The 17,018-nt window shown below is 55.3% G+C and carries 18 protein-coding genes and 1 tRNA gene; 11 read left to right on the plus strand and 8 right to left on the minus strand.

Going from position 1 to position 17,018, the window contains the following annotated elements; all coding sequences use genetic code 11:
• The first annotated feature begins 50 nt into the window (after positions 1 to 50).
• Positions 51 to 632, plus strand: coding sequence for a hypothetical protein (locus HKD32_RS06735; protein ID WP_061933268.1), 582 nt, complete (start codon positions 51 to 53; stop codon positions 630 to 632).
• 15 nt (positions 633 to 647) lie between these two features.
• On the opposite strand, the gene proB is transcribed toward HKD32_RS06735, so the two are convergent.
• From proB to rplU, 4 genes are all read right to left on the minus strand, one after another.
• Positions 648 to 1,784 (minus strand): glutamate 5-kinase, encoded by a 1,137-nt coding sequence (gene proB, locus HKD32_RS06740; RefSeq protein ID WP_061933266.1) that lies wholly within the window; start codon positions 1,782 to 1,784, stop codon positions 648 to 650.
• The gene (obgE, locus tag HKD32_RS06745) at positions 1,781 to 2,791 is read right to left on the minus strand and encodes a GTPase ObgE (protein WP_023942804.1); all 1,011 of its coding nucleotides are present in this window, start codon (positions 2,789 to 2,791) and stop codon (positions 1,781 to 1,783) included. Before obgE ends, proB begins: the two co-directional genes overlap by 4 nt.
• A 78-nt stretch (positions 2,792 to 2,869) precedes the next feature.
• Positions 2,870 to 3,136 (minus strand): 50S ribosomal protein L27, encoded by a 267-nt coding sequence (gene rpmA, locus HKD32_RS06750; RefSeq protein WP_007283551.1) that lies wholly within the window; start codon positions 3,134 to 3,136, stop codon positions 2,870 to 2,872.
• 28 nt (positions 3,137 to 3,164) lie between these two features.
• Complete coding sequence (gene rplU / locus HKD32_RS06755; RefSeq protein ID WP_023942800.1) at positions 3,165 to 3,479, minus strand: 50S ribosomal protein L21; 315 nt, start codon at positions 3,477 to 3,479, stop codon at positions 3,165 to 3,167.
• A gap of 284 nt (positions 3,480 to 3,763) precedes the next feature.
• Here rplU and HKD32_RS06760 point away from each other — a divergent pair.
• Positions 3,764 to 3,853 (plus strand) — tRNA-Ser (locus tag HKD32_RS06760).
• Between the two features lie 121 nt (positions 3,854 to 3,974).
• Here the strand turns inward: HKD32_RS06760 and HKD32_RS06765 are convergent.
• Together HKD32_RS06765 and HKD32_RS06770 are read right to left on the minus strand one after the other, a co-directional pair.
• A complete protein-coding gene (locus HKD32_RS06765; protein ID WP_194257767.1) occupies positions 3,975 to 6,224 on the minus strand; it encodes an FUSC family protein in 2,250 nt (749 codons plus the stop codon).
• Positions 6,225 to 6,255: 31 nt separating this feature from the next.
• On the minus strand, positions 6,256 to 7,521 hold the full coding sequence (locus HKD32_RS06770) for a UdgX family uracil-DNA binding protein (RefSeq protein WP_194257768.1): 1,266 nt from the start codon (positions 7,519 to 7,521) through the stop codon (positions 6,256 to 6,258).
• 203 nt (positions 7,522 to 7,724) lie between these two features.
• Between HKD32_RS06770 and HKD32_RS06775 the strand changes: the two genes are divergently transcribed.
• From HKD32_RS06775 to HKD32_RS15180, 4 genes are all read left to right on the plus strand, one after another.
• Complete coding sequence (locus HKD32_RS06775; protein ID WP_010503932.1) at positions 7,725 to 8,192, plus strand: MucR family transcriptional regulator; 468 nt, start codon at positions 7,725 to 7,727, stop codon at positions 8,190 to 8,192.
• A gap of 72 nt (positions 8,193 to 8,264) precedes the next feature.
• Positions 8,265 to 9,218, plus strand: a complete 954-nt coding sequence (gene sppA, locus HKD32_RS06780; protein WP_061933260.1) for a signal peptide peptidase SppA — start codon at positions 8,265 to 8,267, stop codon at positions 9,216 to 9,218.
• A 37-nt stretch (positions 9,219 to 9,255) separates the two neighbouring features.
• Complete coding sequence (gene ihfB, locus HKD32_RS06785; protein ID WP_010503930.1) at positions 9,256 to 9,561, plus strand: integration host factor subunit beta; 306 nt, start codon at positions 9,256 to 9,258, stop codon at positions 9,559 to 9,561.
• 141 nt (positions 9,562 to 9,702) lie between these two features.
• Positions 9,703 to 10,017, plus strand: a complete 315-nt coding sequence (locus HKD32_RS15180; protein WP_228118852.1) for a hypothetical protein — start codon at positions 9,703 to 9,705, stop codon at positions 10,015 to 10,017.
• A 22-nt stretch (positions 10,018 to 10,039) separates the two neighbouring features.
• On the opposite strand, the gene HKD32_RS06795 is transcribed toward HKD32_RS15180, so the two are convergent.
• Both HKD32_RS06795 and trxB read right to left on the minus strand, forming a co-directional pair.
• Entirely contained in the window at positions 10,040 to 10,936 is an 897-nt protein-coding gene (locus tag HKD32_RS06795; RefSeq protein ID WP_194257896.1) for a LysR family transcriptional regulator, read from the minus strand.
• Between the two features lie 117 nt (positions 10,937 to 11,053).
• Positions 11,054 to 12,028 (minus strand): thioredoxin-disulfide reductase, encoded by a 975-nt coding sequence (gene trxB, locus HKD32_RS06800; RefSeq protein WP_010503927.1) that lies wholly within the window; start codon positions 12,026 to 12,028, stop codon positions 11,054 to 11,056.
• 97 nt (positions 12,029 to 12,125) lie between these two features.
• Here trxB and HKD32_RS06805 point away from each other — a divergent pair, with 97 nt between their 5' ends.
• The 5 genes from HKD32_RS06805 to motA are packed head-to-tail and all read left to right on the plus strand — an operon-like array spanning position 12,126 to position 16,998.
• Entirely contained in the window at positions 12,126 to 12,608 is a 483-nt protein-coding gene (locus HKD32_RS06805) for an Lrp/AsnC family transcriptional regulator (RefSeq protein WP_007283564.1), read from the plus strand.
• Positions 12,608 to 13,720, plus strand: coding sequence for a glycosyltransferase (locus HKD32_RS06810; RefSeq protein WP_061933256.1), 1,113 nt, complete (start codon positions 12,608 to 12,610; stop codon positions 13,718 to 13,720). Before HKD32_RS06805 ends, HKD32_RS06810 begins: the two co-directional genes overlap by 1 nt.
• A gap of 1 nt (position 13,721) precedes the next feature.
• On the plus strand, positions 13,722 to 15,125 hold the full coding sequence (locus tag HKD32_RS06815; RefSeq protein WP_228118853.1) for a glycosyltransferase family 39 protein: 1,404 nt from the start codon (positions 13,722 to 13,724) through the stop codon (positions 15,123 to 15,125).
• A 50-nt stretch (positions 15,126 to 15,175) separates the two neighbouring features.
• A complete protein-coding gene (locus HKD32_RS06820; protein WP_194257769.1) occupies positions 15,176 to 16,105 on the plus strand; it encodes a flagellar motor protein MotB in 930 nt (309 codons plus the stop codon).
• A gap of 26 nt (positions 16,106 to 16,131) precedes the next feature.
• Positions 16,132 to 16,998 (plus strand): flagellar motor stator protein MotA, encoded by an 867-nt coding sequence (gene motA / locus HKD32_RS06825; protein ID WP_010503921.1) that lies wholly within the window; start codon positions 16,132 to 16,134, stop codon positions 16,996 to 16,998.
• Positions 16,999 to 17,018 lie beyond the last annotated feature (20 nt).

Raw genomic sequence — 17,018 nt, forward strand, 5'->3', positions numbered from 1 at the left:
CTCTGGATTAACGCAGCATCGTCAGACTCCCCTAACATCGCGACCGGAACATGATGTCCGATATTTCATGGTTGCCCGCCTGGGCACTGATGTGTCTTTTGATTGTCGCTGGTCTGTTTGGGCTGGCGTTGCTGTGCATGCCGTTTGCAGTTTTCGGCGTGAAGCCAAGATTGCAGGAACTGGAGTTCCAGATCGCGGAACTGCGGACAGAGCTGCAATCTCTCACGCTTCGCCTGACTGCTCCTCCATCGGACAGGACAGTAGCGTCAGGGCAGGGGCTGGAAGGCGGCATGCGTGCGCCTCTGCGGTCTACGCAAGAGAAAGTACGCTCCGTCGAACCTGCATCACCAAAAACGGCAGACTATTTCGAGCCTGTTGCAGTCGTACGTGCGGAAGGTCCGACCTATGAGGACGGACCAATGGCGGCTGAACCGGAGGTTCTGCGTCGTGCTGTCAGACGGCAGGAGCCCGCAAAAAGCTGGTCCCGTGCGCCCTGGGAAGATGAGCGCTCGCAAGCGGGCAGCCGTGAGCGTGAAGAACTTGCACCGCGTTCTGTTGCCACGCGAAATGACGATGAGGAAACATTTCGTCGGCGTGCTGAGCCGAAACTCCGTTGGCCTCCAAGAGACTGACGCGTTTTGTTGGAATCAGTGCTGGTCCAAAGCGAGGTCGTCGCGGTGGATGAGTACGTCCCGGCCTCTGTACCCGAGAAGCTGTTCCATCTCTGCTGAGCGATGACCAATCAGCTTCCCGCATTCATCGGCGCTGTAGGAGGATAGACCCCGCCCGATGATGCTGCCACTCTCGTCCTTGATGAGGACGAGATCACCACGCTCGAAATACCCGTCAATGGCTGTAACACCGGCAGGGAGCAGGGAAGCGCCGACGATGAGGGCCTGTCGGGCGCCACTATCCACAATCAGCGCACCTTTGGGATGCAGGCTGCTGCCGATCCAGCGTTTGCGTGCTGATCCGGTATCCGTCTGCGGCAGGAACCAGGTGCACAGACCACCATCCAGAAGTCTCTGAAGAGGGTTCTGTGTCTGGCCCGCCGCAATCACCATGGCTGCACCGGCACGATTGGCAATGCGCGCTGCCATAAGCTTGGTGCGCATACCACCTGAGGAATATCCGGGAGGAGGTTCGCCACCCATCGCCATAATCTCGTCTGTGACCTGCTCGATCACAGGAATATGGCGTGCATTAGGATTTGTACGCGGGTCAGCAGTATAGAGACCATCAATATCGGACAGAAGAACCAGGCAGTCTGCCTCAATCATCTGTGCAACACGCGCGCCCAGACGATCATTGTCGCCAAACCGAATTTCAGACGTGGCAATTGCGTCGTTTTCATTGATGACCGGAATACATCCCAGATCAAGCAACGTCTGGAGGGTCGCGCGGGCATTAAGATGCCGTTCACGGCTCTCAGTGTCATCCGGGGTCAGAAGAAGCTGTCCGGCAACGAGGCCATACTCGGCCAGTGCCGTGCTCCACCCTTGCGCCAGTCCGATCTGGCCGACTGTGGCAAGGGCCTGCTTTTCGTCGAGCCGAAGTCGACGGTTCATTAGACCTAATTGGTGCCGGGCTAGCGAAATCGCCCCCGAGGAAACAACGACAACTTCTGTGCCCGCTTTTCGGAGATTGGCAATGTCTTCGCAAACACTGCGGAGCCAGTCCGTCCGCAGAGTTGCGTGTGCGCTATCAACCAGCAGAGCGCTACCAATCTTGATGACAATCCGGCGCGACTGCGCCAGGTGAGGGGCAGCGGCCGGGGATGTCATGCCTGTTTGCTTTCCTTCGCAGCGTTGACGCGATCCTGAAGTAGCCGGAGCAGTTCGGGGAGACCCTCTCCAGTCACACCAGAGAGGGTCAGGACTTCTGCGCCGGATGCTTTGGCCAAGGCACGCTTCTTGGCAGATTTCTGTTCCGCCGTGAGGGAGTCGCATTTGTTGAGCACAATGATTTCGGGCTTTGCGGCAAGACCCGGATCATAAGCTTCAAGCTCATGTCGGATCAGCCGCCAATGCTTCACGATCTGGGACTCTGTTCCATCAATCAGATGAAGCAATGTTGCACATCGCTCTACATGACCCAGGAAGCGATCCCCAAGCCCGGCACCTTCGCTTGCGCCTTCGATCAGGCCAGGAATATCCGCGATGACAAATTCTTCAGTCGTGTTCAGGCGCACGACACCCAGTTGAGGGTGGAGTGTTGTAAACGGATAATCTGCAATCTTCGGACGTGCACGGGAAGCCACAGACAGCAAGGTGGATTTGCCTGCATTCGGGAGGCCAACAAGGCCAACATCCGCAATAAGTTTCAGGCGCAGCCAAACCCAGCGCTCTTCGCCTGGCCAACCTTTGTCGGCACGGCGTGGCGCACGGTTGGTGCTGGTTTTGTAATGGGCGTTACCACGGCCACCGTCACCGCCTCGGCAAAGGAGAATTTCCTTACCGGCTTCGTCCAGATCCGCAAGAAGGGTTTCGCGATCTTCGTCGAAAATCTGTGTCCCGACGGGGACGTCAATAATGACATTATCCGCAGCAGCACCGGTCCGATCAGAACCCGCACCATTTCCACCCTTTCGAGCTTTGAAATGCTGGGTGTACCGGAAATCAATCAGCGTATTGAGGGCAGGGACGGCGCGAAAAAGAACATCGCCACCACGTCCGCCATTGCCACCATCGGGGCCGCCGAACTCGATGTACTTTTCCCGACGGAAGGCGATCACGCCGTCACCGCCATCGCCGGAACGTACATAGATCTTGGCCTGGTCGAGAAATTTCATCGTATTATCCGCAACATATGAAAAAGGCCGGCCCTGAGGAGGACCGGCCCTTCCGCTCGCGCTTGAGGGCGCGGTGACTTATTCGGCGGCTTCCGGCAGCGCCACGGAAACGTGGACGCGGCCTTCGGCGCGACGCTGGAACTTCACATGTCCGTCCACAAGGGCGAACAGGGTGTGATCGCGACCAACGCCGACATTGCTGCCAGCCTTCATCTTGGTTCCACGCTGACGGACAATGATGTTGCCTGCCAGAACGCTTTCGCCGCCGAACTTCTTGACGCCGAGACGGCGACCGGCGCTATCGCGCCCGTTACGACTGGAACCGCCTGCCTTTTTTTGTGCCATGGCTGTTTATCCTTCCTGGTGCGGGCTATCAGGCCGCGTTGATCGCGTCGATGCGCAGCACGGTGACGTGCTGGCGGTGGCCGTTCTTGCGACGGCTGTTCTGACGGCGACGCTTCTTGAAGATGATCACCTTGGCCAGACGATCCTGTGCGACCACGGTGGCCGTCACGGTTGCGCCTGCAACCAGAGGCGCGCCAACAGTGACGCTGCCTTCGCTGCCGACCATCAGGACGTCGGAGAAGGTGATGGTGCTACCGGCTTCCGCCTCAAGCTTTTCAACCTTCAGGATGCTCTCGGGAGCAACACGATACTGTTTTCCGCCCGTGCGGATGACTGCAAACATTCTGGAAACTCTCGCTGTTCCGATCTCGTGGCTGCTTTTGCCGGGGTATTCCCGATCTGGCGCAACCCAGTCGCTTCTTATCGTTGGTTCCCATCCTATCTATGAAAGACGGATAGAACAGGCGGGTCGATACAGCGCGATGTCCTCTACGTCAATAAAAAACAGCACGGTAAAAGGTTGTAGTTGTACTTTTTTCAAGGGGTATGGTCGTGCCCTCTTGCAATCTCAGAAAAACCTCGCCATAAGCCGCTCCATCGATCAGGTCTGCTCATTACAGGCCGTACGGAGAGGTGCCAGAGTGGTCGATTGGGGCGGTCTCGAAAACCGTTGTGCCTTCGCGGGTACCGTGGGTTCGAATCCCACCCTCTCCGCCAGATAAATCAAAAAATGGCGTTTGATTGATGTTCTCTTCAATCGGACTCATCTGACTTTATGTGCAGTATTTCGTAGTTTTGGCCCCAGCTTTGAAGCGGCGGCTGTAGTGTCGCGAACGAATTACTGAACAGCATCCTGAAGTTTCAGGTGGCTGCGCTCGCCCTTGAAAGGGCGGCTTGCGTCAAGGAAATCTGCATTAGTTTGCATTGTATAAGCAATCACGACGAGATAGGTGATGGCGCGGGTCATTTCCAACCGTGTCACGAGATCTGTTTCATGCTCATCAAGAGCACGTAAGCGTCTGACTGCGGCGTTTGCAACGCGGGCTGCCTTATCATGTCGCTTTGTGGATTGCTCAACATAATGAAGCACCAACTGAATGGGGCGTCGCGCGCTATCCGGTAAATATTCCCGATCGAGAAGCGTGCGAAGGCGGATGATATTCAGTCCTAATGTCAGTGTTGCAAGTGTTCCAAGAATACACGCTTCAATCAGTGGGGCAGGGGTTGGGCCGGCGTGCCGGATGAGGCGTGCAAAACGATCCGTGTTACGTCCGATCCAAACACTGATTTGGGGTGTGTAGTTCGGGTCTGCCAGATGACGGAGTTCCGTCAACATGATGCGACGCAGACGAAACCGCTCATCTGAACTACTGAACGGCAGCACAGTGCGAAAAACCAGAACACTGATACCAACAGCCATCACGACGGCCATGTTGCTGTTGTAGAACGCCACTTCATTCATGACATGATGGTTTTCCAGTCCCAGCATGGCAGGAAGCAGCAGGCCGTATGCTGCGGCACCACCTGCGGTGGAGGGATTTCCTTTCGCCAATCCGCCGAGAAACATTGCGGGGCCCAGAAAAAGCGTCAGCGTTTCGAAGGTTGTGACCTTCGGCATCAAGACAAAGACCAGAATCCACGCGACGACATAAGCCGCAAGTGCGCCTTTCAGAAATTCCATGGTTCCAAGAACGGGATTTTCCTTTGTCGCGAACAGGCCGCAAACCAGAGTCGTAATGGCAATGAAACCAAGCCCACTGGGCCAGGCAGTAATTTCATAGATCAGGGCTGTGACCAGAACGGCGCATGCTCCCCGAAGCCCGTTATGGACGGCCTCACGGGTATCCCGATGGGTTTGTCGTTGAAAATGAAAATGATCGCCGGGAATGGTGTGCGTACTGGCTTCATATTCCTTGATCGCAAGCTCAAGATCCCCAAGCAGTTCGCCCAGAGACATGAACAGGACGCGCTCATCCAGATGGGCTTCCGTATCCTGCTCATTGAGTCTGAGATCGAAAGGATCATTACCCGGAACAGGCTCATTGCTGTTCTGAAGATCCGTCTCCCGATGCGGGGCGGCATACAGGCGGCACACGTCTCGAAGATGCTGGAGTTCCGCCAGAAGGTCGGGAACGGTTGTCGTATTGGCGATCCGCTTTGGAAAATCTCTGAGGAAAGAAAGAATTTCGTCTGCAGCCTGCGTAAATGCAGGATGTTCATGATTAAGGAGCTGGAGCCGCATGGCCATGCCAAATCCGCGGGACAGCAGAGCAGACACAGAGGCCAGAGCGGCACGGGCGTGATCGCCTTCATGACCATGCGGCCCCATTTCCACTTCAGCAAATTCAATCTGATCGTTGATGCTGAGGATGGTGCCGAACTGTCGGCGTGCGGCATTCAGGGCTCCGCGTTCTTCACCAAGGATGCTGCATAAGGTCCCGGTTACGAGAACGAGCGCGGATTCCAGCTTCTGGCGCAATTGCGCGCGCGCCTGTCGTTCCTGGGGCGTTGCGAAGATGAGGCCCATGAACGCTTCGCACAGCACGCCCAGAATAATGTAAGTGGTGCGGGAGACGGCCACCGTGAAAATATTGTCAGGATCGGATGCCGCGTCCATGCAGATGATCGAACAGGTATATCCTGCAAGAACAAGGGCATAGGAGCGAAAGTTACTGACAAATGTCGCCAGTCCGCTGCACATGCCAATCCAGATGGCAATCATGGGAAAGAACAGCCACGGCGCTTGCGGAGCTGCAGCCATCAAAGCAATCGAGGCGACAGCACCGGTGATGGTCCCGATAATACGCCATTTGGCTTTTGACTGACTTTCCCCGCGCGTTGCCTGTGCAACGGCCCAGACGGTCATCGCAGCCCAGGCAGGGCTATCGAGTTCCATCCAGAATGCGATGCCGATCGCGAGGCATGCGGCAAAAGTATTTCTGAGTGCGAAGGTGAGTGTCGCCGTCGAGGGAGCATAGACCCAGGACAAGGGTAGTTTAATCCGCGGGCGCAAGGCTGCTGACGCACTTGCACCGGAGGAGGGGCTGTTCGGAGTCGGACGTCCTGCTGACGTAGTGCTGCCACTCATTGCAGAGCTTTCTTAGCCCCGATGGTTCCCGTTAGGCGAGAGCCGAAATGGCCATTCTCAGATCTGCGACGAATTTTATGTATTCGCGTGTCTTTGCATCCTCATCCGGCAGGCGCAGCAGATAAGAGGGATGTACTGTCACAAGACCAAGGCTCCCATCTTCAAGTTTGAAAAGCCGAGAACGCTCACGTGAAACCGTAACGGGGCGTCCGAGAAGAGCGCTGGCTCCTGTCACGCCCAGCATGACTGTTACCTTGGGTTGTAGAAGCCGACGTTCTGCCGAAATCCAGGGTGAGCAGGCATTCATCTCCACGGATCCCGGTTTCTGGTGAATGCGCCGGTTTCCTTTCTGGACAAATTTGAAGTGTTTGACGGCATTACTGACCCACGCTTCATGACGCTGTCCCTGTGCTTCCTCAAAAGCCTTGTCAAAAAGCTGTCCGGCTGGCCCCACAAAAGGACGACCTTGAAGATCTTCCTGATCCCCAGGTTGTTCCCCAACAAATAGAAGGTCCGCGTTCTGGGGGCCTTCACCAAAGACGGTTCGCGTAGCGTGATGACACAGATCACAAAGCGAGCAGTCTGTAGCAAGTGCCCGCAGGGCGGTGAGGGAAGGAGACTGCTCAATGTCTGCGCTTGTAGGTGCTACGTGCACTGTGCCTAAACCCTGCCAATAAGCATTGGCGCGGGTTGCTGTCGCGATTTGTAAGGCCTGAGGAAGCAGGTCTGTATCGCAAGACGCGGTGATATCCGGCAGTGCTGGACCCATCCGATAGTCCTGACCATCCCAGCAAAGCGTCCTGCTGTCTGACAGAAGAGCCCATGGTGCAGTCCGTAATCGGCCAAGTGGCCCAATCTGGCTATCAATTAATTGTGGGTCATAGTCTGTTTTGATGACCTGCCAGTCCTTAACGCGATTTTCCGGGAATGCGCTTCTCAGTGCGAGAATTTGGGCGCGGACATTCTCGGCAATCTGCTCGAAATCCTGCAGGTCAGCCCTGGAAGGCTCTCCAGTTTGCTGGATATGTGCCAACGCGCGGTAGAGTCGATCGAACCTGTCGGGAGTGGACGAAGCAAACACCGAAGACATTAATCGACCGAAAGAACGAGGTATTTTCAGTGAAGACGGAGCATTCTGAAGAATACGCTTGCTCTGAGGGGCGTATAATGAGTCTGTTTCCTGTATGGACCAATGAATCGCGCTTGCCGCAACCTGCCGGTTCAGGAAATCACGGCTGAGAGAGCGCCATCCCATGAAATCACTTGGGGAGCAGAGTATGGCAGTGATGGATTGCATAAGGCTCACAAAGGAACATTGGTGAATTTCGAAAGGGACAATAAGATAATTACTTCTTTTTTAGGCTGCATATTCTAGAAATTTTGTTAAAATTGATTCGCTATCTGCATGGTGTTGACCGTATATTCTGCGATCATAACAGGCAGAATGTTTTCATGCCGTAAATGGCTAAAAATATTATCCCTTAGGGAAGGTAAAATATTATGTCGGAGAACACGTCCTCCCATCCGGATCTGCTGGAACTGACTGCGCAGATCGTTGCCGCTCAGGTTTCCAAAGGAAGTGTGGATGCGGAAACTCTTCCGGCATTGATTCGGCAGGTCTATGAAGCCCTTGCCAATGCCGGTGTTCCACAACAGGAACCTGAACCAGAGCGTCCGCAGCCTGCTGTTCCCATCAAGCGGTCTGTATTCCCGGACTATATTGTCTGTCTCGAAGACGGCAAGAAGCTGAAAATGCTCAAGCGTCATCTTCAAAGTGCATATAACATGACGCCAGAACAGTACCGTGAGCGCTGGGGGCTGCCGTCCGATTATCCGCTGGTGGCTCCTAATTATGCCCAGCGCCGCTCTGCTCTTGCTCGCGAAATCGGTCTTGGTCGCAAAATCAGTGCAACGGGAGAGGGCAAGAAAGAAGGCGCCCGTACGCGTCAGCCTAAGAAGCAGGGCTGAAGTCTTTGGTTCTCCAGTATAAAAATCGCTGGGGAAATTGACATTGTCGGTCGGGCCGGAGACTACTGTTTCATGAATTCTGAAGCAGAAATCCTTCTCCGGACCCAGACTGAGAAACGGCGGCTTCTCCGATGGAGAATTGCCGCTCTTTTGTTCTTTCTGACAGCTCTTGTCGTGGCTGTCGGTAAAGGCCACCCCGTCGCGGTTGACTTGGGAGGGCGGCCTCATATTGCGCGTGTCGTCATTAAGGGGGTCATTGGAAACGATGTCTCGCGGATCACGACAGCACTGAAAAAAGCCCAGAATTCTCCTTCCGTGACTGGACTTCTCGTTGTCGTAGACAGCCCGGGTGGCGGTGTAACAGGCGGAGAGCGTCTGCATGATGCGATCGAACAGTTCGCTTCCAAAAAACCTGTTGTCGTCACAATGGGGGATATGGGCGCATCAGCCGCCTATATGCTTTCTGTGCCTGCACAACACATCGTGGCGCTCCCTTCCACGCTGACAGGCTCAATCGGCGTCATTCTGCAACGTCCTGATGTTTCGCCTTTGCTTGGACGCGTGGGAATCGATGTGGCGGCCATTACGTCAGGCGCCATGAAAGACCAAACAGATCCGACCAGTCATTTGACTCCTGAGGGCAAAGCCATGCTGCAGGGGTTAGTAAATGATCTTTTCGATCAGTTCGTCGGGATGGTGTCCAAAGGGCGTCATCTGTCGGAGGAAAAAGTCCGTAGCCTTGCTGATGGGCGGGCCTATACAGGGCGTCAGGCGATCGGTCTGGGTCTCATAGATGAACTGGGGGATGAAGATGCCGCCCGACTGTGGCTTCGCAAGCAGTTGAAAATCGGCAATGCTCAATATCCCGTCATGCCTTTGCTCTCTGAAACATCACGGCACTGGTATGATTTTCCTCATCGCCGGGCCATCCTTGAAGGTGTGTTCGGAGCGGGGATTATGGAAAAAATGGATAGGCAGCTGGCAATCAGCAGCCTTGACGGGGCCGTTGCGATCTTGCAACCCTGAAGCTCGTTTCATGGGCGGAGGCAGATAGGCTGCAATCATGACCAGATCGGAACTCATTGCCGAGCTTTCCGCACAATATCCCCACCTCCTGGCCAGGGATATTGAACGGATCGTTCATACGATTTTTGATGAAATCGGGGCAGCTCTCGCTCGGGGAGATCGCGTCGAGTTAAGGGGCTTTGGCGCTTTTATTCCGCGTCAGCGTGATGCGCGGACCGGACGTAATCCCCGAACGGGCGACACCGTCTCTGTAGATGAGAAAAGTGTTCCGTTTTTTAAAGTCGGGAAGGAATTGCGCGAGCGCGTTAATCATAGCGCAGTGTCTTCTGTGCATGAGGAATGACGCACTGCTGCGTTTCCTTGAACAACGCTGCACTGTGCTGTCTATGCATCATGCGGAACAGGAATGTTTGAACCACTGTATTGGGGTGCATATCCTGCATCCAAATACAGTATTCTTCTCACCATATGGGGAGAGGTTTTCTTGAGTTCTGCGGTTATTCCTGTCTGTCTTGCCGTCGGTCTGGCGATTGTTGTGAAGCCGTGCTTCGCAGCATCGACGGCTAATACGCACAAACCTGTCTCGGCTCATGCCAGACATTCCGCACAACGGGATATGCCTCAAAAAATGCAAGGTGCGCCTTGCTACCAGTCTCAGGCTGGATTGATCTTTCTTAAGGCCAGCCCGGGAAAAGGTCATCTAGGCCATTCAAATAGCTTTGCTCCGATTGGAGAGGCCGTATTTCGGTCTTCGGCCAATCAGCACGCCTGTATTGTGGAACATGGACGTCGCGGTTGAGCCACGACGTCTGTTGGGGTGATTAGTCCTGTCCTTTGAGGCTGCTGATTTCAGCTAGCAAGAAATCCCTGAAAACAGCGATCCTCTTGGAGGTTCGAAGTTCTTCAGGATAAACAAAGTAAGCTTCTACCAGCGGAACAGGCTGATCCGGCAGTACTCGTACCAGATTGGAGTATGATGCTGCAGTGTAAAGCGGTAACGAGCCAATTCCTGTACCGGCTGAAATAGCATTTGCGACGGCTGCGATGTTGTTGATGGCCAAACGGCTGCCGCGATGAGCAAGTCCTTCGTGCCTCAGCAGGTCCAGGAGCCAGTTGACATTGGGTAAAGGCAGGTTACGCCCCGCAAACCCGATGATCTGATGTTCTGCCAGTTCCCGCAGGTTGGTTGGCGTGCCGTAACGCTCCAGATAATCTGGGCTTGCGTAGATAGGCATCGGGAAATTGGCAAGATGGCGCTGAACAAGATCCGGCTGTGTGGGCGGATGAAGGCGAATAGCCACATCCGCTTCACGCATTCCAAGGTCCAGGTCCGCGTCTTCCAGTAGAAGCGTGACCTCAATATCGGGATGCAATTCCAGAAATCGCTGCAGTCGCGGAGACAGCCAGCACAGGCCAAATCCGGTCGTGGTTGTAATCTTGATCTTGCCAGCCGCGCGTTCTTTGCTCTCGCTCAGAAAAGCCTGTGTCAGAGCCAGTTTCGAGAAAACTTCCCGCACGGTCCGGTTCAGGACTTCACCCTGTTCCGTCAGAATAAGGCCACGGGCATGCCGGTGGAACAGCGGCACCCGCAGCACTTCTTCCAGTGCGGAAATCTGACGCGAGACGGCAGACTGACTGAGGTTCAGTCTGTCGCCCGCATGGGTGAAGGACCCGGCTTCAGCGACTGCGTGAAAAATACGCAGCTTGTCCCAGTCCATGTGGTGATCTCCCCGATCGCTGGCGCGTCGGTCTTCGTCCTTCTTACCCATGTCACCTGGCGTTATTTCTGCGGTGTGTCGTTGAAGGGACGAAACTGTCTTATGCCGAGGCGAGGGTCAAGTTTTTGTCATAGCAGGTATGCCAGAAAGGTAGCGTTCGGCTTCCAGAGCTGCCATGCATCCTGTGCCGGCGGCCGTGACAGCCTGTCTGTAAATACGATCCTGAATATCACCCGCGGCAAAAACACCTTCCACTGATGTAGCGGTCCCGCCTGCTTCGGTCAGAATATAACCGTCTTCATCGCAGCGCACTTCATGGCGGAACGGTCCCGTATTCGGTGTGTGGCCAATCGCCACGAAGACCCCGTCAACTGGCAGTGTGGTGAACTCGCCCGTCTGCGTATTCCGAAGTTTTACCCCACAGACAACTTCCGGAGAGCCTGAGCCCAGAACTTCTTCAACTGCCTGATTCCAGTGGAGTTCAATTTTCGGATTCGCGAAAAGACGCTCCTGAAGAATCCGTTCCGCTCTCAGTCCATCGCGGCGATGAATGAGGTGAACCTTGTCAGCATGATGGGTCAGGTACAAGGCTTCTTCGACTGCCGTATTGCCGCCGCCGACGACGGCTACGGTTTTGCCCCGGTAGAAAAATCCGTCGCAGGTTGCACAGGCGGACACGCCCCCAGCCTGCAAACGTTTTTCCGACTCGAGGCCCAGCCATTTTGCCTGAGCACCTGTTGCGATGACGACCGTGCGGGCATGATACTCGTCACCGGAATCGCCCTTAAGGCGGAAATATCCATCAGATGCAGGTCCATTTTTAAGATCCGCTTCCATGATCAGATCGTAGATCAGGCGTGTCCCGACGTGTTCTGCCTGTTCGCGCATCTGTTCCATGAGCCATGGCCCCTGCACCGGTGCAGCAAATCCGGGATAATTCTCGACATCCGTTGTGATTGTCAGCTGACCACCTGGCTGAAGGCCGGTCACGAGAATCGGTTTCAGGCTGGCGCGTGCGGCGTAGATGGCTGCAGTGTAACCAGCGGGGCCCGCGCCTACGACCAGAAGGTCCGTATGGTGGATTTCAGGCATGATTGATCCTCGTCCGTGTTTTGACCCTCATATAAAGGTTTCAGACGCATGTGCCATCTTTGCGGACGTCGTCTCCTGCCATATACCTCGGAGTCAAATGAACGCTTCTCTTTCTCCCATCCCCGTCGAACTGGATGCCATTGACCGGCAGATTATCGCCGAGCTTCAGGCAGACGGCCGCATGACCAACGTGGAGCTGGCCAGACGGGCTGGCATTTCTGCACCTCCCTGTCTGAGGCGTGTCAGACGCCTTGAAGAACTGGGGATCATCAAGGGCTACCATGCCGAAGTTGATGCGCCTCTGCTGGGATGGTCCCTGAATTTCTATGCCCTGATAGGGCTGGATAGCCAGAAAGGCAGTGTTCTCGAAGCTTTCGAGGCACAGGTTGGTGCTTGGCCTGAAACCCGTGAATGTCACATGATTCGTGGCGGGGGCGACTTCCTGGTCCGTCTTGTTGCGCGTGATGCGGCCCATCAGAACATCCTGACCCGCCGCCTGACGGACAGTGTTCATGTCGTCCGCGTCCAGACCCTCCAGACTATTCATACCAGCCGGGATCTGGCAGGGGTTCCTATCTGATGACTTTGAGATCTGAAGAAGATCTCCTTTTGCCTGCACGGTTGAGCATTATCGTTCCCTGCTACAACGAAGCAGAGAATGTGGCTCCCATGGTTGCGGCTCTTAGTCGTGCCCTTGCAGAAGAATACTGGGAAGTCATTTTTGTTGATGACAACTCTCCTGATGGCACGTCGGCCCGCGTTTCAGACATTGCCAAGAATGATCCACGTGTTCGTGTTGTGCGGCGCGTCGGACGGCGAGGGTTATCTTCTGCCGTTATAGAAGGATTTCTGTCATCCAGCGCGACATATGTGGCGGTCATGGATGGAGATCTCCAGCATGACGAATCTGTTCTCCCAAAGATGCTTGCTGCCCTGGATGCCGGATCGCAGATGGTTGTCGGCAGTCGTCATGTAGAAGGCGGCGATAATGCCGGTCTTGCCGGACACTGGCGGCATTTACTGTCAGACACTGGCATCCGCGCGGCTCAAGCCGTTTTACCTCATCCTTTGACAGATCCCATGAGTGGTTTCTTCGTCATGAGGCGGGATCTTTTTACGGCAACACTTCCAAAGCTGTCTGGCACTGGTTTCAAGATCCTGTTGGATCTTGTCATGTCCGTGCCCAAAGAAACCAGAATCACGGAAGTCCCTTTTGTTTTCCGTCCAAGGGTCGCTGGGGAAAGTAAGCTCGACGTTGTCGTGCTTTTGCAGTTCGCGACGATGCTGCTCGACAAACTCACGCATGGCTGGCTGCCAACACGATTTCTGGCGTTTGCGCTGGTCGGGCTGGTGGGCGTTATCGTAAATGTTGCAGTTATGCAGTTGGCCCGCGTGTCGGGTATGGATTTTTCCCAGTCCCAGCTTATCGGTACGGCCGTCGCTATTCTCACGAATTTTCTGCTGAACAACCGTCTGACCTATCATGACCGGCGCCTTAAAGGTGCAAGGATGTGGCGGGGGTTCGCACTCTTCGCAGCAGTATGCTCCGTTGGTGTCTTCGCCAATATCGGTGTCGCGCGAATGGTTCTCCACGATTTGGGTCATGGCCATTGGGATCGCGCGTCAGCAGCGGGAGCTGTCATTGGTGTCGTCTGGAATTATGCGGTGTCTTCAACGCTGATCTGGCGCTGACATGCAGACCGACACGGTTCGTACCCCCGGAATGTTCTGGGGCTTTCTCGGTCTCCTGACAGTATTGCGCCTTACCTTGGCGGCTCTTCTGCCTTTGACACCGGATGAAGCCTATTACTGGGTCTGGTCCCGCCATTTGCAGATGGGATATTTTGACCATCCGTTCATGGTGGCTCTCTGGATACGGATTGGCACCTGGATTGCCGGAGACACGCCTTTGGGGGTGCGTCTCTTGGGGCCTCTTTCGGTGTTGCCCGGCAGTTGGGCCTTGTTTCATGCTGCCCGGCTATTGCTGCCGTCTCGATCATGGCCGCTCTCCGGCTTTCAGGCTGTTCTTCTCTTGAACGCGACCCTGATGCTGGGGCTGGGCGCTGCGACCATGACGCCTGATACACCACTGGTATTTTTCGTCTCGGTGGCTCTGTACGCTATCGGCAAAGCGGTCACTCTGCCTACCAACAAGGCACTCGGATGGTGGTTGCTGACCGGTATGCTGCTAGGGCTGGCGTTTGATTCGAAATATACGGCCGTTCTGATCGGGTTTGGGCTTGGTGGCGCGGTTGTGTTTTCTCCCGCATGGAGAAAGCAACCGGGTCCCTGGCTCGCCATTCCGGTTCTGCTAGCGACAATATCGCCCGTTCTTTACTGGAACGCGACGCATCATTGGGCGAGCTTGCTCAAGCAGGGAGGGCGAGCAGGGGACTGGCATCCTGCCCGGGCAATCCAGTTTCAGTCAGAACTTTTTGGAGGGCAGATCGGCCTCGCTACGCCCCTGATTTTCGGCCTGTTCGTAATAGGGCTGTGGGCCTGTTTCAAGCGCAACACACTTCTGGTTTGGCTGGGCGCCCTTCCGTTGGCCGTGTTCATTTTTCACGCCTTCGGGGACCGCGTTCAGGCGAACTGGCCGGCTGTTGTGTACCCTGTCCTTGCCTTGGCCGCGGTAGAGGCGGGGCGGCGTATTCGCTGGGCGGCAGCAAGTGGCTTTGTGGTGACTGCTCTGGTCTGTTTGCAGGCAGCGTTCGCTTTTCTCCCGATACCTCCTGCGAAAGACCCGGTTCAACGTCAGACCGCTGGCTGGCCGGAGTTCGACCAGAAACTGGAACGGCAGGCAGTGGCTCAAGGGGCTACGGTTCTCATGGCAGAAGATTACGGTCTCGCCTCACAATTGGCTTTCAATCAAGGAAACTCTGGTCTGAGCGTATTTGGGACAGATCGTCGTTGGGAACTGTTTCGTCTTCCTGCCGCAAGGGAAGAGAAAGGGCTCCGTGTTGAGGAAATTCATCATATTCCAAGCTCTTTGCCGATGGATGTTCTCTGTCGGGAAAGTCAGGGGCGGACAGTCCGCTGCTATCAGATGACCGTGGTCGAAAATCCTCTTGGCGTGCAGTTGCCACGTCACTCTTAAAGCTCTCCTTAACCTTTGACTGCCATACTTGAGGTCTCTCAGGAGGTGGAATGTCGAAAGCAGGTGGCAAGGACGAGCGCAGGATCATTATCAAGCGCTTTGAAGTGGTGGAGGGCGGCCATCACGGTGGTAGTTGGAAGATCGCTTACGCCGATTTTGTAACAGCCATGATGGCGTTTTTTCTCGTGATGTGGCTCATCAACGCCACAACGGAAGAGCAGCGCAGAGGCATCGCCAATTTCTTCAACCCCATGGCGATCCAGCAGGATATTCCGCCTCCGGCTGAGAATGTCATCCATCTGGTCCCGGACCCGGTTGCCTCATCCCAGAAACCTGCGGCCATTCATCCGGGAGACCCTGCAGGCGCGCATCCGGATAACGGGGAACCAGGTAAGGATCATCTCCTGAACAAGGATGCAGGGGATCGCAGTACCCAGATTGTGGTTCTTCATGATCGACAGGTGCAACCCGGTATGCCTCCTGCAGCGCCTCATGGACAAGACGCTCAGAAGGGCGAATTGCGGCGTGCGGCTACGGAAATCAGCAAAGCGCTGGATGGGGCACCGCAACTGGCAGACGTGCGCTCTCAGGTGTCGGTCAGTCTGGGAGATGACGGTTTGCACGTCGAAATTGCAGATTCCGACCATCAAGCCATGTTCGCACTGGGGTCCGCCGTTCCAACACGACACGCTTCTAACCTTCTGAAACTGATTGCGCCGTATCTGGAAAAGCTGCCCGGCCGTCTGTCCGTCAGTGGCTATACAGATGCCGCGCCCTATCGTCCTGGTCTTCCAGGAAACTGGAGCCTGTCGAGCGACCGTGCTGTGGCGGCACGGGATATTCTTGTGAACAGCGGCTTTCCCGACAGGCGATTGAAAGCTGTCACGGGCTACGCTGACCGGAACCTGTTCGACCCCGCCAATCCTCTCAGCGCCCGGAATAGACGTGTCGTTCTCGTCCTCTCCCCGGATCAGCCGTAATTCTTCGCCAGTCAGGAAAATTTTGAATGTTTATTCTTATTGGTCTGGGCGTTGTCCTTGCGTGCGTTTTTGGGTCGTTCGTGGCATCCGGAGGAGCCATCGGGCCATTGCTCGCTTCAATGCCCTTTGAACTTCTCACCATTCTCGGAGCTGCTGTCGGTACTTTCGTGATGGCCAATTCCATTGGCGCGGTGAAACACCTGCCTGCTGGAATTAAAAAGGCCATGAAAGGCTCCCAGTACACACGTCAGGATTATCTGGAACTCCTCGGACTTCTGTTTCACATGACCAGGCTCGCGGCCGCGAAGGGAATGATGGCGATTGAAAGCCATATCGAGGATCCCCAAGGCAGCACAGTCTTCGGAGCTTTTCCCAAGATCCGGGACAATACGCATGTCTGCTCGTTTATTTGCGATTATCTCCGTATGGCAGGCATGAACGCGACAGACCCGTTTCAGATGGATGACGTCATGGGACGTGAACTGAAGAAAAATCTGCGTGAGGAAATGCATCTCCCACATGCTCTTCAGTCGGTCTCAGATGCTCTGCCAGCCTTGGGGATCGTGGCGGCAGTGCTGGGCGTCATCAAGACGATGGCCTCCATCAGCAAGCCACCTATCGTCCTGGGTGAGATGATTGCCGGGGCCCTTGTAGGAACCTTCCTCGGTATTCTTCTGGCTTACGGTATCGTTGCACCCATCGCCGGGCGGCTCGGAGGTGTGGTGGAAGAGGAGGCTTCGTATCTTGATCTCGTCCGCTCCGTTATCGTGGCGCACCTTCAGGGCAATGCTCCGCAGGTTAGCGTAGAGATCGGGCGTAAGAGCATTCCGTCAGATCTCATGCCGACCTTTCAGGAAGTCGAAGAATCCCTCAGTGCCGTGGCCGTAAACTGAGGTTGTTTTCCTGAGTGTGA

The organism is Gluconobacter japonicus, assembly GCF_015244665.1.
GTDB lineage: Bacteria > Pseudomonadota > Alphaproteobacteria > Acetobacterales > Acetobacteraceae > Gluconobacter > Gluconobacter japonicus.